Genomic DNA, 20,575 nt, shown 5'->3' with positions numbered 1-20,575 from the left:
GAGCAACGCCGGAGGCCTGATTCGCCGGTCGCACAACAGAATTACAAACGACGACGTAACTACGTCATTCCGTTCGTGACAAAATACTCGTTCGTCGGCGACGGACCGATCACTTCGATTTCCTCGACGGGTCTCGTCGCCCCTCACGTGAAGGGCGTCGAGTCGACATGTACCCCTTCCGAACGCAGTAAATGCTCGGCCGCACAAATCAACAGGGAAATGGATTCGTACGAGAGTCCCTCGATCGCATGCATCAGCCTGTCAGGCGCCGGAATCGACCGGTCGACCGGCGAACCCTCGGATCTCCGCACAGAAAGCACGGTCGAGAGTTCTCGTTGATTCACCACCTGACCTGCGCTGTTCGCTCGCTCGAACATGGCATTCAGCCGCTGGACCAGTTCCTCACCTTCAGCTGATCGAATAGTGTTGCCGAACAGCCTGTTTCCATGATCGGCTTCGACACCAGGCCCGATCGAGTTCTTGATTGTCACAGTATGTTCTCCGTTACGTTGGTCTGTCAGGTTGATCAGGGGTGCGACCCGGCGCAATTCACAGAGCCTTTATCCGTGCCGCCCAACGGCGTCGCGTCCATCGACAGCAGACGAATCTCCCCCGGCGCCCATCGGCTTCCGGTAGCGAGACCTTCAAGTTGCTGTTCACTTGCAGTTCGTCGTTACACTTTAACAATAGTTGTAACGCATCGACAAGTGTTTTGTTCCGATTGCCCGGTTTTGCACCCGATCAAGGCAACTACTGAGCTCTCGCGGGCTGCGGATTCTGCAATTCACGAAGCTCGGCAAAATGGATCCGACGCAGACAAGGACGGCGAGACAGCCCTCGTTGGCTCTCATTTCCAGTGATCGAGCACGAAGTGCTCAATGGTGATAGCCCAAGTCCGACAGCGCTTTTCAGACAGAGAAAGGGCCCCGCAGTTGCGGGGCCCACTATCGTTGCCGTTCCTCGCGTGGAGTCGTTTCCGACAGTCGGCTGCCGGTCAGCGCGTCAACATTTGGGTGCAGCCGAGCCGCGGGGGGGGGACGGCTCGACTGCCTTGTACCTACACCGGTAGGCACGTCTAAAGCGTGACACTTCTGTACGTCGAGCACATACGCTGAAATACCCGGATAGGTACCTACTTTTCCTTCACGTCCGGCACGTCGCTCGCTCGGTTGCGCCCAATTGCACTGCGCTCCCGATACTTGTCGAGGATTGGGTATCCGGATCCGAGACTTTCACCTCGTCCGAGATCGACGATCGCGGTACGACATTTACTTGTGTAGCCACGAAGGATCAACTCAGCCGTACCCGCATGCGCGTTGCGTGCGATTCAATACCAACTACGTGTGGGCAACTGCACCAACTACCTGTGGGCAACTGCCCTGTTGATTGCACTCTGCGCACTTGTCGCCGTTGCGATCGTCGGCAGCATGACTTTCGACAAAAGTCATTGGTTCTGACCTGCGGGCTCACGGCAACTGAACGTGGGGCGGGCGGGGCTCGAACCCGCGACCAATGGATTATGAGTCCACGGCTCTAACCGACTGAGCTACCGCCCCATCCGGATGCGATGCATCGCGGCGAATCCGAATGTTACCGGCACATCCGACGCGGATCACAATCGGGCAGGCGGTGACGCGTTGCACTCTTTCGAGTCGAGTCTTCCAAGGTTGGTCGGCACAGGCGCGATGAGCCGATACCGTGGGAGTGCACACCCCACGGAACAGGATCACCACATGAAGCTTGCACTGACCGAATTCAAGAACTCGAAGGCCACGATCCGGATCATCATGTCCGACGGCGCGAAACTGAACGGCACCGTCACCGATTTCACCGAAGACACTCTCGTTCTCAATTCTCCGAATGGTGTCTACTACATCAACCCCAGCCACATCATCCGGCTGTTCGAGCCGTCGGATCGCGCAGCGAAGTAGGCGCACCGGTCAAACAGTTCGACGGTTCCACCGAAAGCCCGACGCAGACACTTGCGTCGGGCTTTGGTGTATCTATCGCCAATATCTTCGCGTCGCGTTCACGGGTGCTGATGCCGCCTATCCTCTCCGACATGGCGAACGACAGCGGACCACCTGAACTCGTGTTGTTCGACTTGGGCGGTGTGCTGTGTCGATTCGAGCCTGACCGTCGCGCCGCAGAACTGGCTGCGGCCATCGGCGTCACGGAAGACGAGATTCATGCCCTCGTGTTCGCGTCCGGGTTCGACCAGGAATGCGATCTCGGCATTCACTCCGAAACCGCGATCCTGGAACGCTTTCGACGACTCGGGTTTCCTGGTGACCGCGACGAGCTACGCCGAGCCTGGGCCAAGGCCTTCATCCCGGACCGCGCGGTCATCGATCTCGCAATCGCGCTTCGAAGCGAGGGGGTCGTGGTCGCCACACTCTCCGACAACGGACCTGTTCTCTTGGCCGCCATCGAGAGTGTCGTAACTCCATCGGCAATCGACGAGCATGTTTTCTCCTGCATGCTCGGAGCTACCAAACCCGAACCTGCGGCCTTCCTGGCTGCGCTGGAGTTGCTCGATGCGCGTCCACAGCAGACCTTCTTCGTCGACGACAACCCGGTGAACGTCCTCAGCGCTCGACGGCTGGGAATTCGCGGCGAACAAGCAAACAAGGCGGCAGACGTCGAATCGGCACTTCGATCGGTGGGTCTGCTGCGAGCGCACTAGGTCAGATCAAAACAAGAAAGCCCCCCACCCGATTTCTCAGGTGAGGGGCTTTGCTGCTCCCCCGGCTGGACTCGAACCAGCAACCGTCCGATTAACAGTCGGAAGCTCTGCCAATTGAGCTACAGGGGATTGTCTTGCTCGCTTCGCCCGTTCCGGCGTTGCCTGAGAAACTGTAGCGAATCCTTCACCGAAGTACCAAATCGCCTGCCCAGCGAGTCATCAGGCAGGATGGAGTCAGGACGATCGGTGCTGGAGGGAAGCAGGAATGATGCGTTTGTTGATCGGTGTTGCAGCTGGGTACGTCCTGGGAACCAAAGCGGGCCGCGCACGATACGAGCAGATCAGCCGGGCCGCGAAGGCGGTGGCCACCAGTCCGGCCACCAAGAAGGTGTTAGACGCGTCACGGCAGAAGCTGGCCGACTCACTGAGTACTCAGCCCAAGCTCGAGCCGATGAAGCCGATTAACGAGGAGACTACGATTCTGGTCCCCCACGACCAGTTGAAGAAAAACCGCTAGGTCAGACGCTTTGGTCGCCGACAGCCTGCTCACGCAGCTGTCGGCGATACTGCTCCAGCGCCACGAGGTCGCCGAACAGTGAGTTGTACTCCTCGGGGGCTGCAGCAGGTGAAACGCGCTGAAGCTTGGATTTGAGGTCGGCAACCTGCTCGCCCACCCACGCTTCCTGCAGTCGTGCGAGCACTCCGTTGATGTAGCGCGGAACCGTGTCTTCGTCACACGGCATCGGTTCGACGGCCAGCTCAGATACAACCGAGGCCACCGTCATGTCTTCGACGCCCTTGGTGACGACTTCGATCCACTCGGCGCCGCCGAGTCCCTTGCTCGTTCCACCGGCGTCAGCCATTGCCTGTCTGATGACAACGTAGGCGGGGTGGGTGAACGTCTCGGGCGGCAACGAGTCGAAGACACTGCCGGCGATGCCAGGGTGCTGCAATGCGGCCTTGAGGACAGCTCGCTGCGTCGAGAGCGCCGGATCGTTGGGCCGGGGCCTGGAGATTCCGATCGGCAGCGCAAGCGCATCAGCGGCAGGTGCCTCGACAACCTGACGACGCTTGGGCGCCGGCGAAGACCCGCGCGTCGACGCCCGTTTGCGAGCTTCGTCACGCACGCGTCGTCGAACCGACGGAAGATCGTCCCAACCGACCCATCCGCACAACAGATTCGCGTAGCTGTCGCGCAGAGTTGATTCCTTGATCTGCGCAACGACGGGCACGGTACGACGCAGGGCCTCGACACGACCTTCAGCGGTCTCCAGATCGTGTTCGGTGAGGATGGACTTCACCACGAACTCGAACATCGGAGTGCGCCGTGCCACGAGGTCGCGAACGGCGGCGTCACCAGACTTCAGACGCAGATCGCACGGGTCCATTCCGTCGGGCGCGACGGCGACGAACGTCTGCCCGGCCATCTTCTGATCACCCTCGAACGCCTTCATCGCAGCGGCCTGCCCCGCGGCATCACCGTCGAAGGTGTAGATGATTTCACCGCGAAAGTAGCTGTCGTCCATCAGGAGTCGGCGGAGCATCGCAAGGTGCTCCTCACCGAAGGCGGTTCCGCACGAAGCGACGGCGGTCTTGACGCCGGCCAAGTGCATCGCCATGACGTCGGTGTAACCCTCGACGACTACCGCCTGGTGCCCCTTGGCGATGTCGCGCTTGGCGAGGTCCAAGCCGAACAAGACCTGAGACTTCTTGTAGAGAATCGTTTCCGGCGTGTTGACGTACTTACCCGGCATGGTGTCGTCGTCGAAGAGCTTGCGGGCACCGAAGCCGATGACGTCACCGGCGACGCTGCGGATCGGCCACAGAAGTCGGCGATGGAACCGGTCGATCGGACCTCGCCGGCCTTCTTTGGACAGCCCGGCTGCTTCGAGTTCCTTGAACTCGAAACCTTTGGACATCAAGTGTTTTGTGAGAGTGTCCCAACCTTCTGGCGCGTATCCACACCCGAACTGCAAGGCCGCTGCACCGTCGAAGTTTCGCTCGGTGAGGTAGTCGCGAGCCGCCTGGGCATCGGGTTCGCGCAGACGAGCGGCGTAGAACTCCTGAGCCGCCGCGTTTGCTGCGATCAAGCGTGCACGGGTGCCGCGATCGCGCTGAACGGACGGTCCGCCGCCCTCGTACGAAATCGTGTAGCTGAGTCGATCCGCCAACTGCTCGACGGCCTCGACGAAGCTGATGTGATCCATCTTCTGCAGGAACGAGTACACGTCACCACCCTCACCGCAGCCGAAGCAGTGGTAGAGGCCGTGGTTGGGTCGCACGTGGAACGACGGCGACTTCTCGTCGTGAAAGGGACACAGACCTTTGATCGAATCGCCACCGGCACGCTTGAGTGAAACGTATTCACCGACGATGTCCTCGATGCGAGTGCGTTCGCGAATGGCCGCGATGTCTCTGTCAGAAATTCGGCCCGCCACGTACGTCAGTCTAGGCGGTCGCCCGGCACCTCCTGACAACGATATGTTGATGGCCGACTCTGCACCGCAGCGATGGGACCGACGATGACTGAAAACGCCTCGAGCTCGCACGAAGGGCGATCAGGAACCCGATTCGGCGTGTACGAGTTGCGTAGCCTCCTCGGCCGAGGCGGAATGGGTGAAGTGTACGAGGCGTACGACACCTCGAAGGATCGCCTGGTCGCTCTCAAGTTGCTCCATCGAGAGCTTGCGGCCGACCCGTCATTCCAAGCTCGTTTCCGCCGAGAATCTCGCACCACCGCCGCCCTGAACGAACCGCACGTGATCCCGGTGCACGACTGGGGCGAGATCGACGGAGTTCTCTTCATCGACATGCGATTGGTCGAAGGTCATACGTTGCGAGCCGAGTTGACCGAATTCGGCCGACTCACGCCTGTACGAGCCGTCGACATCGTCTCGCAAATCGCGTCGGCGTTGGACGCCGCCCATGCCCGCGGGCTCATCCATCGTGACGTCAAACCAGACAACATCATTCTCACGAACAACGGCTTCGCCTACCTCGTCGACTTCGGAATCGCATACTCACAGACGGACACGAAGATCACCACCGAGGGAAGCGCAGTCGGTTCGTATGCATACATGGCGCCGGAGCGGTTCGGAATCGAAACGCCGACGGCCGCAGCGGATGTCTATTCCCTGGCTTGTGTCCTCTACCAATCACTCACCGGAACAACACCTTTCAACACCACAAGCATCGAGCATCTGGTCAATTCGCACCTGAACGCTCCGCCGCCACGCCCCACACTGGCGGTTCCGTCGCTCCCGCAAGGCCTTGACGCCACCGTGGCTCGCGGCATGGCAAAGGATCCCGCACACCGCTATCCGACTACGGGAGCGCTCGCACTCCAAGCGCGGCAGGCCCTCTCGACGACCCACACCCCCGGTGCCGCCGGCGGATTGCAACCCACGATCGTCGGGCAGCCCACCTACACCACGGCGAATCCCGCTCACGGGAACTACACGCACATCGTGACAAAGACCAAGCGAAACCGAGCACCGATCGCGATCGGTGCGGCTGGAGTTGCACTCGTTCTGGCCGCAGGAGGCACGGCGGCCTGGGTGACGCTGGGGAATTCGGGCCCCGAATCACCAACCGCTGTAGCAGCTTCCACCGCCACGTCGGCACTGGCACCCATTCAGGATCCGGTCAGAACGCCGAAGCTCGAGCCGCTACCCACCGCCGGACAGCAGGCAACCACCACCACGCGGGCGCCGAACCCCGCCACGAAGAACGGCGATCTCGGGGTGAGCAAGCCGATCACCGTCCCCTCATGCAAAGGAACCGGAATCGTGGTGTTGGCCAATGCCACCGATCCGGCAACGTACGCCAGCGAGATCCAGAACTACCTCGACGCGTTCCCCGGCTCGAAATACCTACGCACAGACCAGTCCTGCCCGTCACTGCGTCAAGTCTCCGATTCGGGGACGGCGATCTACACGGTGTATCGCGAATCCGGGAACACCGAGTCGAAGATCTGCAAGGACGTTCGCGCAGCAGGTGGCGACGCTTACGGCAAGTGGCTCGATACCACTACCGACCCGTCGACGCGGATGACTTGCTGAGGGCGTAAGTGGCTCAGCCCCAGCTGGCCTGCGCGCCCAGGCTCGCTTTGTCCACCCGTTCGAGCCGACTCTCCGTGTACGACGCGATCTGATCCACCACCACCCGGACCCGAGCACCGTCGTCTGCGGCGCGTTGCCACGCGGGCAGCAGGATCGGATCGAGCCCGGCCGGCGCAGTTGCCAGCAGCCATTCCGCGACGCGATGAACACGATCACGCTGCCGATCCTGACGCGCTTTGTGTCCGGCGTCGGACATCACGTAGTAGAGCGCCACGGTCTTGAGCAACGCGACCTCGGATGCGACGGCCTCGGGTATGTCGAGGTCGGCTTGATAGCGCGAGAGGGGTCGGTTGCCGTTTGTGAGCCGAGTGCTGGCGATCGCGGCCGTGGCGAAGCGTCCCACCAATTCACTTGTCAGGTTCTTCAACGCGACGGAACTTCCCAGCGTCCCGTCGAAACTTCCGACTCCGCGTACGACGGGGAGTTCGGACAACCGCTGAGCGGCTTCGATCAGATCGTCGACTACCAAGCCGCGGAACTCGGAGGCCCCCAGTTCTGCCAGTGCGCGCTGCTCGGACGGATCAGCAAGCGAGCGAAGGTCGATCCGGCCTGCGATCACCCCGTCCTCCACGTCGTGCACGGAATAGGCGATGTCGTCGGCCCAGTCCATGACCTGAGCTTCCAGGCATTGCCGTCGCTCGGGCGCTCCCTCGCGAACCCAGGCGAGCACCTCTGCGTCGTCGTCGTATGCCCCGAACTTCGCGCCGGGCTCAGGGCGGGTCCAGGGATACTTGATGGCTGCGTCGAGTGACGCCCTGGTGAGATTGAGGCCTGCGCTCAGACCGTCGGGGCGCAGGATCTTGGGTTCGAGGCTGGTCAAGATCCGCAGATTCTGCGCATTGCCCTCGAAACCTCCGCAGTCCTTGGCGACTTCGTCGAGGGCCTTCTCGCCGTTGTGACCGTACGGTGGGTGCCCGATGTCGTGCGCGAGACCGGCGAGGTCCACCAGGTCCGGATCGCAACCGAGTCCGTCGGCGATCCCTCGCCCGATCTGTGCGACCTCCATCGAGTGCGTCAACCGCGTGCGAGGTGTGTCACCGTCGCGCGGGCCGACAACCTGGGTCTTGTCGGCCAAGCGCCGCAAAGCCGCGGAGTGTTGGACACGCGCCCGATCTCGCGAGAAGTCCGAACGATGCTGCGCCGCTGCGATCTGCGAACCCGCCAACCCCGCTCGCTTCGGCGCCTCGACGACACGACGTTCGAGGTCGTGTTCGGAGTAGGTGCCGCCTCCGTAGGTGGTGTGAGCTGTCATGGTCTCTATTGCCCTGCCGTGTAGGGGAAGTCTGCCGAGAAGTGCGTGAGCTGATACCAGAGCAGCGCGCCGGTTTCGCGAGCGATTCCGTGCAACTGGGATTCGCGGGTGAAGACAGCCGGGCCCTGACGAGTAGGTGCGGTCCACGCCTGGAGTCCTGTGTCGCGGGCCATCGTCCGCGTTCGCAAGGAGTGCCACGGGTCACTGACCAGGACAGCGGAATTGATTCCCTGCGAGGACATCTCGGCGCTCACCGCGTCGATACTGAGCAGTGTGTCCGAACCGGTCTCCACCGCGGTGATCGCACTCGAAGGAATTCCGCGATCGGTCAGATACATCTTTCCCGACGCCGCTTCGGTGTACTCGTCACCTTCTTGTTTGCCGCCGACAGTGATGATCTGCGGCGCCACTCCGCGCTTGTACAGCTTGTACGCCTGCTCGAGTCGGGCCTCGAAGACGGACGACGGAGTGCCGGAATACTGAGCCGCGCCCAGAACGACTATCGCGTCGGCCGGCCGCGTGTCGTCGATGCGCGCCACCTGCCACACCCGGAACGCAGTACCCCCGACCAGAACCACGGCCATCAACACCGCACCGGCGATCAGACGGCGCGTCCAGCGAGCCAATCCTGCCCCGAAGCCGCCCGCCCGCGAGGGTGATGGGTCGTGGGGGCGGTTACCGAAAGCAGGTTTCACTCCCGCAATTCTGCCAGTTCGCAGCGATCACCTCCGATGCCGACGCGCCACAACGGATAGATTTGCGTCATGGCCCTCGCACCACACTTCGCGCAGTTGTCCTCGGTAGAGCAGAGTCGGACAACCACCCGACCCGTTCGGCGTCGGGGAAGCGCCGCCGCCGTCGCTGCGATTTTCGCTTTGCTGGCGCTCGTCTTCAGTCCTGCGCTCGCCTCGGCGGACGCCCCGATGGTGTTGCCGAATCACATCACCGACACCTCCGGGGTCCTCGATTCCGGGCAACGCAGCGATATACAAGCCGCGATCGATCAACTCGGCGAGGACCACCAGATCGATCTGTGGGTCGCGTTCGTCCCCGATTTCAACAACCTGGGTGGCCAGGCGTGGGCGCAGCAGACAGCCACGAAGTCGACGCTGAGTACCAAGTCCGTCCTGCTTGCAGTTGCCACGGCGGAGCGTGCTTACTACCTCGATGTGCCCGCTGAGCTGAGCAACATCACGGATTCCGACATCGAATCGATCAATACCGACGCGGTGGAACCGGCTCTCGCCGAGGATGATTGGACCGGCGCGGCGATTGCCGCGGCCGGCGCACTCGGCGACGCGAACAACACGAGCGGCGGAATGGGAGTCGGAACACTCCTCATCGCGGGCGGCGCTGTGGTGGTCGGGACGGGCGGTGTGGTCCTGTACTCACGTAAGCGCAAGAACGACAAGAACAAGGCAAGCGTCGAAGCCGCGAAGAACATCTCCCCCGACGACATCGCCAGCCTCAACGCACTCCCGCTGCCGACGCTCGACGAACGCGCGAAGGAGATCCTCGTCGAGACGGACAACGCGATCGCCGGCAGCCAGGAGGAGCTCGATCTGGCCCGCAGCGAGTTCGGAGATTCCGCCGTCGCACCCTTCTCGGCAGCATTCGACAAGGCCAAGGCCACCCTCGCCGAAGCCTTCGCGATCAGGCAGCGACTCGACGACGCCATCCCGGAAACTCCCGATCAACGCCGACAGATGCTGATCGACATCATTTCCTCGTGCGGTCGAGCCGACCAAGAACTCGAAGCTCGCGTCGAGGAGTTCGACGGGCTTCGCGACCTTCTCATCAACGCCCCCGCACGTCTCGATGCGTTGACGCAGAGTGTTGTTTCTCTCAGCGTGCGCTTGCCCGAATCCGAGGCGATTCTGACCAAATTGAAGGATCAATTCCCCGCGCCGACGCTGGCATCTGTCGTGAACAACGTCACGATGGCCAGTGAACGCCTGACGCTCGCCGAGAAGTCGATCGAGGAAGGCCGCGATGCCACCGCGCTGCCGGCCGGTAAGCAAGGCGCTGCCGTCACTGCGATTCGCACGGCCGAAGCCGCCCTCGATCAGGCACGCAAGCTACTCGACGGCGTCGATCACGCCGCCGACGACATCCGAAACGCCATCGCGACACTTCCGTCCGCGATGGACGACGTCCAACAGGGCATCACCGCTGCGGACGCTTACCTGGCGCAAGGCGGGCAGAAGTTGGCGGACGCGAAGGCCGCAGCCCAGGCAGCGTTGGCGAATGCTCAGACGTCGAAGGACAGCGATCCGCTGACAGCCTTCAACCAGATCGTCGCAGCCGACGCCCAACTCGACGCGCTTCTTGCCGACGCTCAGGAGCAGAAGCAGCAGCTCGAACGTGCACAGCAGCGCCTCGCCCAGGACATTCTGGCCGCACAGGCTCAGGTGACCGCTGCAGGCGACTTCCTCGGAACCAGGCGCGGCGCGATCGGGGCGGAGGCGCGCACTCGCTACGCCGAGGCTCAGCGGCACCTGCAGGCGGCCCAGCAATTGCAGGCCTCGGATCCGTCGAAGGCACTGCAACACGCCCAGGCCGCGACCACCTTGGCGACGCACTCACTTCGCGCCGCGCAGAACGACGTCAACACCTGGGAAGCAAACCAACGCCCCCGCGGTGGCGGCGGCGATGCGACGGGAGCGATCCTCGGCGGCATCCTGATCAACAGCATTCTGCGAGGTGGCGGCGGGCCCCGCTCGTACGGCGGACCGAGCAGCAGCGGACGCTCCGGTCGCGGTGGCGGCGGCGGTGGTTTCGGCGGCGGGGGTTTCGGCGGCGGGGGCGGCGGCCGAACCAGTCGAGGCGGCGGCGGCCGGTTCTGACGGATCCCGTCGAGGTAGTAAAATCCCTACTTTGTTCACGACCGCACTCGTCGTACGCTTCATCCGGCAAGTCGGGATCACAGATCATACGAAGGTGTTATGGAAAGCGTCGCCCCGCAGATAACCGTCGTTGTACCTACATACAACGAGCGTGAGAACCTGCCAAAGCTCGTCGATCGCCTCGCCGCGTTGAAGATCCCGAACCTGCACGTCCTCGTGGTGGATGACAACTCCCCCGACGGCACGGGTGAGGTTGCGGACAAGTTGGGTATCGACGGCCCCATCCCGGTCGGAGTGCTTCACCGCACGGTCAAGGACGGACTCGGCCGTGCTTACGTCGCGGGCATGAGCCGGGCTCTGGCGGAGAACGCAGACATCGTCATTCAGATGGACGCAGATCTCTCGCACCCGTCCGAGGCGATCCCCGCCATGATCGAGATCCTCACCACTACCGATGCGGCAGTCGTTCTCGGCTCCCGCTATGTCGAAGGCGGCGCAGTCGCCGGCGACTGGCCGTGGCACCGCAAGGCTTTGTCCGCCTGGGCGAACTTCTACGTCAACGCCATTCTGCGACTGCACGTCAAGGATGCGACCGCCGGCTTCAAGGCGTGGCATGCAAAGACCTTGCGCGACATCGACGTCGAATCGGTGCAGAGCAACGGCTACGCGTTCCAGGTCGAGATGAACTACCGAGTTGTTCAGCGCGGCATGAAGATCGCCGAAACGCCCATCCGCTTCGAGGAGCGCACCGAAGGCGTCTCCAAGATGAGTCTCTCGGTTCAGTTGGAGTCTGCACTGGTGCCGTGGAAGCTCAAGTTCGGCAAGAAGTCCCTGTGACCTCGGCGGCCGATCGAAAGTAGTCGGCCGTCTGCGTGTCCGACGGGTAGAACGATTCGATCGCAATCTCTGCGAGCGTGACGTCGCGCGGCGTACCGAACACGGTGGTGGTGCTGAACATCGCCAGTTCGGTATCGCCGACGCGTACACGCAACGGAACCAGCAGGGAATTCGCGCGGTCGTCGTGCCAGTCTCCGCCGCTCGGATAGGCGCGCAGCTCGTCGAGCAACGACGACAGCTGCGCATCCGCACTGACCTCCACTTCCCGAGCCAGCCTTGTGAGCAGGTGGGCCCGCCACTGCACGAGGTTCACGATCCGCGGCGCCATGCCCTCGGGATGCAAGCTCAGACGCAATACGTTCACCGGTGGTTCCAGGAGGAAATCAGCGGCGCCCGCGGTCAAGATTCCCACGGCCTGGTTCCCGGCGACCATCTCCCACTGCTGATCGACCACCACGGCCGGATACGGGTCATGCGCGTCGATGATGCGATCGATGGCCTCACTCACCGCTGACATCGGCGCTTCTGCCAACGACTTCTGCGAGTACTCCGGCGCGTGGCCACTTGCCAGCAGAAGCGTGTTCTGTTGTCGTAGAGGAACATCCAGACATTCGGACAGGTGAAGAATCATGTCCCGGCTCGGCTTGGAGCGGCCGGTTTCGATGAAGCTCAGATGCCTGGTCGACACTCCTGCCGCCGCCGAGAGTCCCAACTGAGTGAGCCTTCGCCGCTCCCGCCACCGCTTGAGTTCGGAGCCCACGTCCATCGTCTCGAAGGTCATTCTTTCAAGTTAGCGACCCGAGGTAGCCGAGGCCATGACCTCAGAGGTAATCGACCCGAAGCAGTTTCGGAGGAACAGTGGTCTCAGCCGGCGAGGCCGCCGGACATTCACCACCGGAAACTGATCAAGGGAGCGACCATGAGCGACTTCGACGCAATCGCCGACGCCTACATCGACATGTGGAACGAAACCGATACCACCGCCCGTAAAGCACGGGTCGAGCAATTGTTCGCACCCGGCGGTCGCTACACCGATCCGCTCGCGGACGTCACCGGACACGATCAGATCGACGCGATGATCCACGCTGTGCAGCAACAATTTCCGGGCATGCACTTCACCCTCGTCGGACCGGTGGACGCGCACCACCGACAGGCCCGATTCGGTTGGGCTCTCGGCCCGTCGGGGGCCGAGTCACTGATCGACGGATTCGACGTACTCGAACGCGACGACGACGGCCGGGTGACGCTTGTCCTCGGGTTCCTCGACAAGGTGCCTTCGGCCTGAATCGGGACTACCACCGACAGCGTTCGTCACGAAGGCTGTCGGTGGTTCGTGGCATCATCGGTGCCGATGAACGCCGACGGATTTACCTGGTCCACACCGATTCCCGAGTCCGAGGGTGCTGAGTACGGCGCTCACACGTTGACCGTCAACGGCCTTCCCACCGTCTATCGAACCGCCAAGACGACGCCGACCAAGCTCGGTCAGTTCGTCACACTGTGGCGCCGTTCCGAGGCCGGGCCCATCCGCCCATTCGACGCCAGCGACCGCGTGATGCTGTTCGTGGTGAAGGTATACGACGAAGAGCATTCGGGGCACTTCGTCTTTCCCGTCGAAACCCTCGTCGAACACGACATCGTCTCGACGAACTTCTCCGGCGGTAAGCGCGCTGTCCGGGTCTATGCGCCCTGGGTTACGCCGACCAGCGCGCAAGCAGTCAGAACTCAGCGCTGGCAGATTCGGCATTTCGGCGAGTTCCCTGATGTACTCAGCTCGACTGTGTTCAGCTCAACTGCGTTCAGCTCAACTGATACGTCGCGATGATGACGCCTGTTGTCGTAGGGACGCTGTCGGTGAGGGTGAACTGAGCGAGCGCAGCTCCGTCGGGGAATAATCTGCGCCCGGTTCCGAGAACCAGCGGATGTATCAGCAGAGTGTAGGTGTCGACGAGACGCCGATCGGCCAAGGACGTGATCAAGTCGCCACTGCCCAGAATCACCAGATCCGGGCCCTCACTTTCCTTGAGCGTGGTGACCGCGTCGGCGGCATCGCCTTTCAACAAGGTCGAGTTCTTCCACGGCAGCGGTTCACCCAAAGTCCTTGAAACTACGTATTTCTGCGTGTTGTCGAGCACCTCGGTAAACGGATTGTCGGTCTGAAACGGCCAGTACGAGGCGAAGTTTTCGTAGGTTCTGCGTCCGAACAGCAACTCCGATTTCTTCGCCATCCCCTCGCCCATCTTCTGCGCCATGACGGAATCGTTGAAGGGTGCTGCCCACCCACCGTGCTCGAATCCGCCACGACGGTCCTCGTCCGGCCCACCAGGTGCCTGCATGACACCGTCGAGAGTCACGCTGTTGGTCACGCTGAGTTTTCTCATAACTTCGATCCTGCGCCTGAAGGACCATCGGGGAAAGAGAAAACGGGCGGTCCTTCTCGATTGAGAAGGACCGCCCGTCAGCTTCGAACGAGAATCAGGAGCCGATCAGCCGTGCGGCCAGGTAGCTTTCCACCTGATCGAGGGCGACGCGTTCCTGCGCCATGGAGTCACGCTCACGCACCGTCACAGCCTGGTCTTCGAGAGTGTCGAAGTCGACCGTGATACAGAACGGTGTGCCGATCTCGTCCTGGCGACGGTAACGACGACCGATGGCGCCGGCGTCGTCGAACTCGACGTTCCAATTCTGACGCAGCTGCGCTGCAAGATCTTTGGCCTTCGGCGTCAGGTCCGCGTTACGCGAGAGCGGCAGAACGGCAGCCTTGACGGGAGCGAGTCGACGATCCAGGCGGAGCACTGTGCGCTTGTCGACGCCGCCCTTGGAGTTGGGCGCCTCGTCCTCGGTGTAGGCGTCGACCAGGAAGGCCATCAGCGAACGCGTGAGACCGGCCGCCGGCTCGATGACGTACGGCGTGTACCGCTCGCCCGTCGTCTGGTCGTAGTAGTTCAGCTCGGTGCCCGAGTGCTTGGAGTGCGTCGAGAGATCGAAGTCGGTACGGTTCGCGATACCTTCGAGCTCGCCCCATTCGCTGCCCTGGAAGTGGAAGCGGTACTCGATGTCGGTCGTGCCCTTCGAGTAGTGCGAAAGCTTCTCCGGCGCATGCTCGTACAGACGCAGGTTGTCCTTGTTGATACCGAGGCCGGTGTACCAGTCAAGGCGGTAGTCGATCCAGTACTGATGCCACTGCTCGTCCTCGCCCGGCTTGACGAAGAATTCCATCTCCATCTGCTCGAACTCACGGGTGCGGAAGATGAAGTTGCCGGGGGTGATCTCGTTGCGGAAGCTCTTGCCGATCTGGCCGATGCCGAACGGCGGCTTCTTACGCGAGGTGGTCAGCACGTTGGCGAAGTTCACGAAGATGCCCTGTGCGGTCTCGGGGCGAAGGTAGTGCATACCCTCTTCGCTCTCGACGGGGCCGAGGTACGTCTTGAGCATCATGTTGAAGTCGCGCGGCTCGGTCCACTGGCCGACGGTGCCGCAGTCGGGGCAACCGATGACATCCATCGAGACGTCGTCCGGGTTGTCGAGCTTCTTCTTCTCAGCGTACGCCTCCTGCAGGTGATCCTGACGGTGACGCTTGTGACAGTTGAGGCACTCGACGAGCGGGTCGTTGAAGACACCGACGTGACCGGACGCGACCCACACCTCGCGGGGCAGGATCACCGACGAGTCGAGGCCGACGACGTCCTCGCGGCTGGTGACCATGTTGCGCCACCACTGGCGCTTGATGTTCTCCTTGAGCTCGACACCCAATGGGCCGTAGTCCCATGCGGACTTGGTACCGCCGTAGATCTCACCGCACGGGTAGACCAGGCCTCGCCGCTTGGCGAGATTGACAACGGCTTCGATCTTGGACTTGGGTGCCACTCGATTGCTCTCCATCTGGGTAATAGATGCATGATTTTCGTGCGCTTTTCGCACCATCAGCCTATCTGGCGGCTGCCACGCACTTCCGTCCAAGGTTGACATGCATACTTGTGCATATCAAAATGAAAGTGATTTGCAATAATGTGGTGAGATGGCTATGCCCGGACATCATGATCTACCCCTCGAAGGAGCCTCGCTGTGAGCATTGCGGATACCGGCGATCTCCACAAAAGCCATGATCATTCCGACCTCGGACACACGCACGACCCGTTCGAAGCCGCACCGCCCGCGCCCGTGCCGCCCAAGGAAACCCTGGCGGCAGCCGGCGAAATTCTGCGGGCGCTCGCTGCACCCGTTCGGATCGCGATCGTGCTTCAGTTGCACGAGTCGGAGCGTTGCGTTCACGAACTCGTCGGAGCTCTCGGTGTCACTCAGCCACTCATCAGCCAGCATCTGCGCGTACTCAAAGCAGCGGGCGTCGTCCGCGGCGAGCGCAACGGACGAGAAGTTCTCTATCGACTCGTCGACGATCACCTTGCACACATCGTCGTCGACGCTGTCGCCCACGCCGAAGAAGGATGAGATTCCACCGCATGAACACCCCGGGCAGTACGACCTCGAAACGTGGACCGGCCACAGTCGGCGTTCGTTCCACGAAACAGCGCAGCGCCATCTCCGCCCTGCTCGACGACATCGACGAATTCAAGTCGGCACAGGAATTGCACGACGAACTGCGCAAGCGAGGTGAAGGCATCGGCCTGACCACCGTCTACCGCACGCTGCAGGCACTCTCCGACGCCGGAACCATCGACGTCCTACGCACCGACACAGGTGAGTCCGTCTACCGACGCTGCTCCTCCGGGCACCACCATCACCTGGTGTGCCGCAACTGCGGATTCACCGTCGAGGTCGAGGGCCCGACGGTCGAGCAGTGGTCACAGACCATCGCCGAGGACCACGGTTTCACCGAAGTGAGTCACACCGTCGAGATCTTCGGCACCTGCCGCGACTGCGCCGCCGCCTGAGAGCGTCAGGGAATCAAACCCTGCCGGGCGGTATCGGCACCGGTGAGCGCCAGTAGCAACATCGTGGTCAGTGCCTCGTCGTCCAGTCCGGCGGCAGGGAACGTGTAACGCAGGATGACGTCCGCCAGACTGCCGTGGCCGAACACCGCGATGGAGCCGAATTGGATGGTGCGATTCCGCTCGGCCACCTTGCGATGCAGTGCCGCGCTCACCGGTCGGTCCCATGCGAGAACACACGTCATGGACAGCACGTCCAGACCCTCGGACAGATTCATCGCCTGGATGGAACACAGCGCGCCGGAGTACTGGAAACCCAGTGATCCGTCGGCAGCCACATCGACCGTCACGAAATGCGCCAGCGAGGCGGCCGCGCGTTCTTGTAGGCGGGCTGCTTCGTCGGTGGTGTCGGTCATGTTCTCCCCTGTCATTTGACGCCACCGAATCTACGGTCACGTGAGGCGTACTCGACGCAGGCGGCCCAAAGGTCGCGGCGGTCGAAATCGGGAAACAGCTTCTCCTGGTACACCATTTCGGCGTAGGCAGATTGCCAGATCAAGAAATTGGACGTCCGCTGTTCCCCCGACGGACGCAGGAAGAGATCGACGTCGGGCATGTCGGGTTCGTCGAGGTACTTGGCAACCGTCGCCTCGGTGATCTTGTCCGGATTGATCTCACCGGCCGCGACACGCTTCGCGATTTCCTTTACCGCATCGGCAATTTCGGCCCGGCCGCCGTAGTTCACACACATGGTCAAGTTCATGACGGTGTTGTTCTTGGTCAGTTCTTCGGCGATCTCGAGTTCCTTGATCACGCTGGCCCACAGGCGTGGCTTACGACCGGCCCAGCGAACACGCACACCCATTTCGTTCATCTCGTCGCGTCGACGGCGGATGACATCACGGTTGAAGCCCATCAGGAATCGAACCTCGTCGGGACTGCGCTTCCAGTTCTCGGTGGAGAAGGCGTAAGCGGAGAGCCACTCGACACCCATCTCGATGCACCCGCAGACGGTGTCCATCAGGACAGCTTCGCCGCGTTCGTGCCCGGCGGTTCGGGGCAGACCGCGCTCCTGCGCCCATCGTCCGTTGCCGTCCATCACCAAAGCGACGTGGCGCGGGATCAGTTCGGTCTGCAGGATCGGCGGGGTCGCCCCGGACGGATGTGGGTCCGGTGGTCGGATCACCCGGTCAGCAGCAGAATCAAGCGGAGTTCGCGGTTCGCGTCGTCGAATCACGTGTTCCATCCTGCCTCACGGGCAAGTCGACCTCGACGGCTGCATGCGGCCTCGAACGCTCGATCAGCGGCAACGTCCGCAATTGGCGCTCGAGATGCCACTGCAGGTGTGCCGCGACCAGTCCGCTGGCTTGCGTCCGCAGCGTCGCGGGCGCCGAATCGGTACCCTCCCACTCCCCTCGGAGCAGGGCTTCCATCAAGTCGAGCACTCCGGGCGACGGCGTCGCAGCACCCGCCGGGCGGCAATAGGTACACACGGCTCCGCCTGCGGCGACATGAAAGGCCCGGTGCGGTCCAGGAGCACTGCAGCGGGCGCACTCTTCGAGGGCAGGCGCCCAACCCGCATAGCCCATGGCTCTCAACAAGAACGCGTCGAGCACGAACTCGACCGGTCGTGCCTGCTCGGCGATCGCACGCAGTGCTCCCACCGTCAATCGCTGAAGCTGCGGGGCCGGCGCGCGTTCCTCGCCGGCCAACCGCTCGGCAGTTTCGAGTACGGCGCAGGCCGTGGTGTACCGGCTGTAGTCGTCGACGATGTCGGTGGCGAATGCGTCGACCGTCTGCACCTGAGTGATGATGTCGAGATTCTTGCCCGGAAGTAGTTGCACGTCGATGTGAGCAAACGGTTCGAGTCTGGCACCGAATTTGGAGGTGGTTCGGCGGACACCTTTGGCCACGGCACGTACCAACCCGAACTGACGGGTGAGCAACGTGACGATGTGGTCGGCTTCGCCCAGTTTGTGCAGGCGCAGCACCACCGCCGTGTCTCGATACAACCTCACTCGACCAGTGTCCCACGTTGTACCGACGACCGATCCCGATGCCGCGCCCGATGACAAGTCGGAAACACGGCAGGTCCGTCCGGATAGACTGGCGCGATGCCGAGCGACGCAATTGTGCAACCTGTCACTGCAGAGTTGACCGGTCGCGAAGCGCGGTGGGAGCGACACAACTCCGAGCGTCAGAAACGGATACTCACCTCGGCGGTCGAACTGATCGAAGAGCGTGCGGCAGGTGCCGAGGTGTCCGTCCAGCAGATCGCCGATCGTGCCGGCCTCGCCAAGTCGGTGGTGTACCGCCAATTCAGCGGCCGAGACGACCTCGATCGACGAGTGCGAGCGTTCGTGCTCGGCCAATTTGCGGCGGCCCTGGATGCTTCGATGAGCATTTCGGTAGGCACTCTCGACCAGATCCTGACCCGAACCATCAGCGCCGTCGCCGAGTGGATCACCGAGCATCCGCGGATTCACGAGTTCATGGGTACCGGCCCCACCGACTACGACGACGAGAGCATCGACGCGATCAGCAGTCTGAAGGCCACAATCGCCGACTCCGCCCGCACCACTATCACCGAAGTCGGTCGATCCGTGGGGATCGACGCCTCACCCTTCGATTCACTACCGTTCGCAGTGGTGACAATGGTCGAGGGCACGCTCACCCACTGGGTCCGAAGCACCGATCCGAAACCGAGCCGCGAAGAGATCGTCGCCGACCTCGCGAAATACACCTGGTACATGTTCGACGGCGTTGCCCGCTCGAGCGGACTACAGATCGATCCCCATGTCGAATTGTCCACGCTCATAGCCGAGCTGGTGTCCTCCGACGGAGGAACTTCGCGGCCGGACTAGATCCGGGTCTTGTCGGAACGCTTCGGCTCGCCGCGGTAGCGGGCGTAGTCGCCGTCGATGCGCAGCTTTCGCCACGCACGCTTCGACACCGGATTCATCAATCCGAGTTCGTCTGCCAGGGCTCGCATTTCGCCGAAGTAGTTACCCAGGATGCGGCGTGAATGCGGGCTCCCCCAGAAGGCGCTCTTCATCACCTCGTCCGGGATTCCGAATTCTTCGGCGAATTCCTTTGGCGGTGACATGATTTCACCCGCAAGCCAACGCATCGCGCCGGGGAAGGCGACCGATGTGATGGCTCGACTCGTACGACTGAGTCTGGGGACGTGATTGCGCAGGAACTCGTGAGCAAACGAGATGTGTCTCGCTTCTTCGGCGATGTGGATCTCCATGGTGCGGAGCATCGCCGGCGGCGTGTCCTTACCCTCACGGATGAGATCCTTCTGGAAGTGGTCGATCGGTTCTTCACCAGCCAGAATGCCGATGAAGAAGATGACCGGGAACTTTGCTCCCAGCACTCCGATGATCGGCGACAGCCGCCGGAACATCGGACGCATACCCGGCACGTCGATGTCCATGCGATTGACGAGTTCCTGGAACATCTGGATGTGATTGCACTCTTCGGTCATCTCGTGCAGGCAGTACCGGAACTCAGGCGACTGGTTGGGTAGCGCCATGATGTATTGCAGCATTCCCCGGATCAAGATGCTCTCGAAGGCCGAACCCACCTTGGTCACGTTCGCCTGACGCCACATTCCCATGGCGATTCGACGCTCCAACGACTGATCCTGGTACCACTGCGTCGCCCCGAGGGGGTCCGACACGGACGAGAGCACCCATCTCGGATCATGCGGATCGATCGCGAACTCTGGTGAATCCCAGTCGATGTCGAGATAGGGATCGAAACTGCGGGCAACTGAGCCCTCGGACAAAGTCTGCAGTACCTGGTGGTACGGCTTTTCCACTTCGATCGACGCTGACCGAGCCATCGGTGTCTCCTCACGGCCAGTCCGTCGATTGCAGTCGACGGACTTGAATGAGGTCAAACATAATGGGACACCGCGTCCCACGCAACCCCCTCGG

General features: G+C 62.2%; 22 protein-coding genes and 2 tRNA genes. 11 read left to right on the top strand and 13 right to left on the bottom strand.

Translation table 11 applies throughout. The features are described 5' to 3' along the window. Positions 1–143 precede the first annotated feature (143 nt). Positions 144–491 carry a hypothetical protein gene (locus tag QRN54_RS23910; RefSeq protein WP_054827189.1) on the bottom strand — a complete coding sequence of 116 codons (348 nt, stop codon included), beginning with the start codon at positions 489–491 and terminating at the stop codon, positions 144–146. Between the two features lie 991 nt (positions 492–1,482). Beyond that, positions 1,483–1,556: transfer RNA gene (locus tag QRN54_RS23905), tRNA-Ile, on the bottom strand. Positions 1,557–1,733: 177 nt separating this feature from the next. Here QRN54_RS23905 and QRN54_RS23900 point away from each other — a divergent pair. Together QRN54_RS23900 and QRN54_RS23895 are read left to right on the top strand one after the other, a co-directional pair. Continuing rightward, positions 1,734–1,931, top strand: coding sequence for a hypothetical protein (locus QRN54_RS23900; protein WP_003941659.1), 198 nt, complete (start codon positions 1,734–1,736; stop codon positions 1,929–1,931). A 131-nt stretch (positions 1,932–2,062) separates the two neighbouring features. Beyond that, positions 2,063–2,686 carry an HAD-IA family hydrolase gene (locus QRN54_RS23895; RefSeq protein WP_223304513.1) on the top strand — a complete coding sequence of 208 codons (624 nt, stop codon included), beginning with the start codon at positions 2,063–2,065 and terminating at the stop codon, positions 2,684–2,686. Between the two features lie 56 nt (positions 2,687–2,742). Here the strand turns inward: QRN54_RS23895 and QRN54_RS23890 are convergent. Next, a tRNA-Asn gene (locus QRN54_RS23890) sits at positions 2,743–2,815 on the bottom strand. Positions 2,816–2,951: 136 nt separating this feature from the next. Between QRN54_RS23890 and QRN54_RS23885 the strand changes: the two genes are divergently transcribed. After that, on the top strand, positions 2,952–3,203 hold the full coding sequence (locus QRN54_RS23885; protein ID WP_003941570.1) for a hypothetical protein: 252 nt from the start codon (positions 2,952–2,954) through the stop codon (positions 3,201–3,203). 1 nt (position 3,204) lies between these two features. On the opposite strand, the gene dnaG is transcribed toward QRN54_RS23885, so the two are convergent. Continuing rightward, complete coding sequence (gene dnaG, locus QRN54_RS23880; protein WP_003941578.1) at positions 3,205–5,124, bottom strand: DNA primase; 1,920 nt, start codon at positions 5,122–5,124, stop codon at positions 3,205–3,207. 72 nt (positions 5,125–5,196) lie between these two features. Between dnaG and QRN54_RS23875 the strand changes: the two genes are divergently transcribed. Further along, complete coding sequence (locus QRN54_RS23875; protein ID WP_285183165.1) at positions 5,197–6,747, top strand: serine/threonine-protein kinase; 1,551 nt, start codon at positions 5,197–5,199, stop codon at positions 6,745–6,747. A 13-nt stretch (positions 6,748–6,760) separates the two neighbouring features. Here the strand turns inward: QRN54_RS23875 and QRN54_RS23870 are convergent, their stop codons facing one another. Both QRN54_RS23870 and QRN54_RS23865 read right to left on the bottom strand, forming a co-directional pair. After that, on the bottom strand, positions 6,761–8,059 hold the full coding sequence (locus QRN54_RS23870) for a deoxyguanosinetriphosphate triphosphohydrolase (protein WP_285183163.1): 1,299 nt from the start codon (positions 8,057–8,059) through the stop codon (positions 6,761–6,763). 5 nt (positions 8,060–8,064) lie between these two features. Next, the gene (locus QRN54_RS23865) at positions 8,065–8,754 is read right to left on the bottom strand and encodes a YdcF family protein (protein ID WP_007731109.1); all 690 of its coding nucleotides are present in this window, start codon (positions 8,752–8,754) and stop codon (positions 8,065–8,067) included. A gap of 69 nt (positions 8,755–8,823) precedes the next feature. On the opposite strand from QRN54_RS23865, the gene QRN54_RS23860 reads away from it, so the two are divergent. Together QRN54_RS23860 and QRN54_RS23855 are read left to right on the top strand one after the other, a co-directional pair. Next, positions 8,824–10,905, top strand: coding sequence for a TPM domain-containing protein (locus QRN54_RS23860; RefSeq protein WP_285183162.1), 2,082 nt, complete (start codon positions 8,824–8,826; stop codon positions 10,903–10,905). Between the two features lie 99 nt (positions 10,906–11,004). Further along, positions 11,005–11,742 (top strand): polyprenol monophosphomannose synthase, encoded by a 738-nt coding sequence (locus tag QRN54_RS23855; RefSeq protein WP_003944487.1) that lies wholly within the window; start codon positions 11,005–11,007, stop codon positions 11,740–11,742. On the opposite strand, the gene QRN54_RS23850 is transcribed toward QRN54_RS23855, so the two are convergent. Next, positions 11,717–12,523, bottom strand: coding sequence for a helix-turn-helix domain-containing protein (locus tag QRN54_RS23850; RefSeq protein ID WP_285183160.1), 807 nt, complete (start codon positions 12,521–12,523; stop codon positions 11,717–11,719). The genes QRN54_RS23855 and QRN54_RS23850 overlap by 26 nt on opposite strands. Positions 12,524–12,661: 138 nt before the next feature. Between QRN54_RS23850 and QRN54_RS23845 the strand changes: the two genes are divergently transcribed. Together QRN54_RS23845 and QRN54_RS23840 are read left to right on the top strand one after the other, a co-directional pair. Further along, positions 12,662–13,027: a nuclear transport factor 2 family protein gene (locus QRN54_RS23845; protein ID WP_165638842.1), complete on the top strand. Its 366-nt coding sequence runs from the start codon at positions 12,662–12,664 to the stop codon at positions 13,025–13,027. A 48-nt stretch (positions 13,028–13,075) separates the two neighbouring features. After that, entirely contained in the window at positions 13,076–13,567 is a 492-nt protein-coding gene (locus tag QRN54_RS23840) for a MepB family protein (RefSeq protein ID WP_285183158.1), read from the top strand. Here the strand turns inward: QRN54_RS23840 and QRN54_RS23835 are convergent. Further along, positions 13,542–14,123 carry a dihydrofolate reductase family protein gene (locus QRN54_RS23835; protein WP_165638844.1) on the bottom strand — a complete coding sequence of 194 codons (582 nt, stop codon included), beginning with the start codon at positions 14,121–14,123 and terminating at the stop codon, positions 13,542–13,544. The genes QRN54_RS23840 and QRN54_RS23835 overlap by 26 nt on opposite strands. A 94-nt stretch (positions 14,124–14,217) precedes the next feature. Beyond that, the gene (locus QRN54_RS23830) at positions 14,218–15,609 is read right to left on the bottom strand and encodes a glycine--tRNA ligase (RefSeq protein WP_003944491.1); all 1,392 of its coding nucleotides are present in this window, start codon (positions 15,607–15,609) and stop codon (positions 14,218–14,220) included. Between the two features lie 198 nt (positions 15,610–15,807). Between QRN54_RS23830 and QRN54_RS23825 the strand changes: the two genes are divergently transcribed. After that, positions 15,808–16,191 (top strand): ArsR/SmtB family transcription factor, encoded by a 384-nt coding sequence (locus QRN54_RS23825; protein ID WP_003944457.1) that lies wholly within the window; start codon positions 15,808–15,810, stop codon positions 16,189–16,191. Positions 16,192–16,202: 11 nt separating this feature from the next. Continuing rightward, positions 16,203–16,634 (top strand): Fur family transcriptional regulator, encoded by a 432-nt coding sequence (locus QRN54_RS23820; RefSeq protein WP_285183157.1) that lies wholly within the window; start codon positions 16,203–16,205, stop codon positions 16,632–16,634. 5 nt (positions 16,635–16,639) lie between these two features. On the opposite strand, the gene QRN54_RS23815 is transcribed toward QRN54_RS23820, so the two are convergent. The 3 genes from QRN54_RS23815 to recO are packed head-to-tail and all read right to left on the bottom strand — an operon-like array spanning position 16,640 to position 18,649. Then, positions 16,640–17,062 (bottom strand): YbjN domain-containing protein, encoded by a 423-nt coding sequence (locus QRN54_RS23815; protein WP_019749000.1) that lies wholly within the window; start codon positions 17,060–17,062, stop codon positions 16,640–16,642. Then, positions 17,059–17,877, bottom strand: coding sequence for an isoprenyl transferase (locus tag QRN54_RS23810; RefSeq protein WP_003944543.1), 819 nt, complete (start codon positions 17,875–17,877; stop codon positions 17,059–17,061). Before QRN54_RS23810 ends, QRN54_RS23815 begins: the two co-directional genes overlap by 4 nt. Then, the gene (gene recO / locus QRN54_RS23805; RefSeq protein WP_029255636.1) at positions 17,834–18,649 is read right to left on the bottom strand and encodes a DNA repair protein RecO; all 816 of its coding nucleotides are present in this window, start codon (positions 18,647–18,649) and stop codon (positions 17,834–17,836) included. Before recO ends, QRN54_RS23810 begins: the two co-directional genes overlap by 44 nt. 96 nt (positions 18,650–18,745) lie before the next feature. Here recO and QRN54_RS23800 point away from each other — a divergent pair, with 96 nt between their 5' ends. Next, positions 18,746–19,495, top strand: a complete 750-nt coding sequence (locus tag QRN54_RS23800; RefSeq protein ID WP_285183155.1) for a TetR/AcrR family transcriptional regulator — start codon at positions 18,746–18,748, stop codon at positions 19,493–19,495. Here QRN54_RS23800 and QRN54_RS23795 read toward each other — a convergent pair. Then, positions 19,492–20,481, bottom strand: coding sequence for an AurF N-oxygenase family protein (locus tag QRN54_RS23795; protein WP_003944493.1), 990 nt, complete (start codon positions 20,479–20,481; stop codon positions 19,492–19,494). The genes QRN54_RS23800 and QRN54_RS23795 overlap by 4 nt on opposite strands. Between the last annotated feature and the right edge of the window lie 94 nt (positions 20,482–20,575).

The organism is Rhodococcus sp. MEB032 (genome assembly GCF_030208925.1).
GTDB lineage: Bacteria > Actinomycetota > Actinomycetes > Mycobacteriales > Mycobacteriaceae > Rhodococcus_F > Rhodococcus_F qingshengii.
The sequence above is the reverse complement of the archived record's forward strand: the minus strand, read 5'-3'. Positions and strand labels throughout refer to the sequence as shown.

What these genes read in the sequence shown, in the direction of transcription:
- QRN54_RS23820 (WP_285183157.1), top strand. Translation starts at nt 16,203, where the DNA reads ATGAACACCCCGGGCAGTACGACCTCGAAACGTGGACCGGCCACAGTC.
- QRN54_RS23800 (WP_285183155.1), top strand. Translation starts at nt 18,746, where the DNA reads ATGCCGAGCGACGCAATTGTGCAACCTGTCACTGCAGAGTTGACCGGT.
- QRN54_RS23795 (WP_003944493.1), bottom strand. Translation starts at nt 20,481, where the DNA reads ATGGCTCGGTCAGCGTCGATCGAAGTGGAAAAGCCGTACCACCAGGTA.
- QRN54_RS23835 (WP_165638844.1), bottom strand. Translation starts at nt 14,123, where the DNA reads ATGAGAAAACTCAGCGTGACCAACAGCGTGACTCTCGACGGTGTCATG.
- QRN54_RS23870 (WP_285183163.1), bottom strand. Translation starts at nt 8,059, where the DNA reads ATGACAGCTCACACCACCTACGGAGGCGGCACCTACTCCGAACACGAC.
- QRN54_RS23850 (WP_285183160.1), bottom strand. Translation starts at nt 12,523, where the DNA reads ATGACCTTCGAGACGATGGACGTGGGCTCCGAACTCAAGCGGTGGCGG.
- QRN54_RS23885 (WP_003941570.1), top strand. Translation starts at nt 2,952, where the DNA reads ATGATGCGTTTGTTGATCGGTGTTGCAGCTGGGTACGTCCTGGGAACC.
- QRN54_RS23875 (WP_285183165.1), top strand. Translation starts at nt 5,197, where the DNA reads ATGGGACCGACGATGACTGAAAACGCCTCGAGCTCGCACGAAGGGCGA.
- QRN54_RS23815 (WP_019749000.1), bottom strand. Translation starts at nt 17,062, where the DNA reads ATGACAGGGGAGAACATGACCGACACCACCGACGAAGCAGCCCGCCTA.
- QRN54_RS23895 (WP_223304513.1), top strand. Translation starts at nt 2,063, where the DNA reads ATGGCGAACGACAGCGGACCACCTGAACTCGTGTTGTTCGACTTGGGC.
- QRN54_RS23860 (WP_285183162.1), top strand. Translation starts at nt 8,824, where the DNA reads ATGGCCCTCGCACCACACTTCGCGCAGTTGTCCTCGGTAGAGCAGAGT.
- QRN54_RS23900 (WP_003941659.1), top strand. Translation starts at nt 1,734, where the DNA reads ATGAAGCTTGCACTGACCGAATTCAAGAACTCGAAGGCCACGATCCGG.
- QRN54_RS23845 (WP_165638842.1), top strand. Translation starts at nt 12,662, where the DNA reads ATGAGCGACTTCGACGCAATCGCCGACGCCTACATCGACATGTGGAAC.
- QRN54_RS23810 (WP_003944543.1), bottom strand. Translation starts at nt 17,877, where the DNA reads ATGGAACACGTGATTCGACGACGCGAACCGCGAACTCCGCTTGATTCT.
- QRN54_RS23855 (WP_003944487.1), top strand. Translation starts at nt 11,005, where the DNA reads ATGGAAAGCGTCGCCCCGCAGATAACCGTCGTTGTACCTACATACAAC.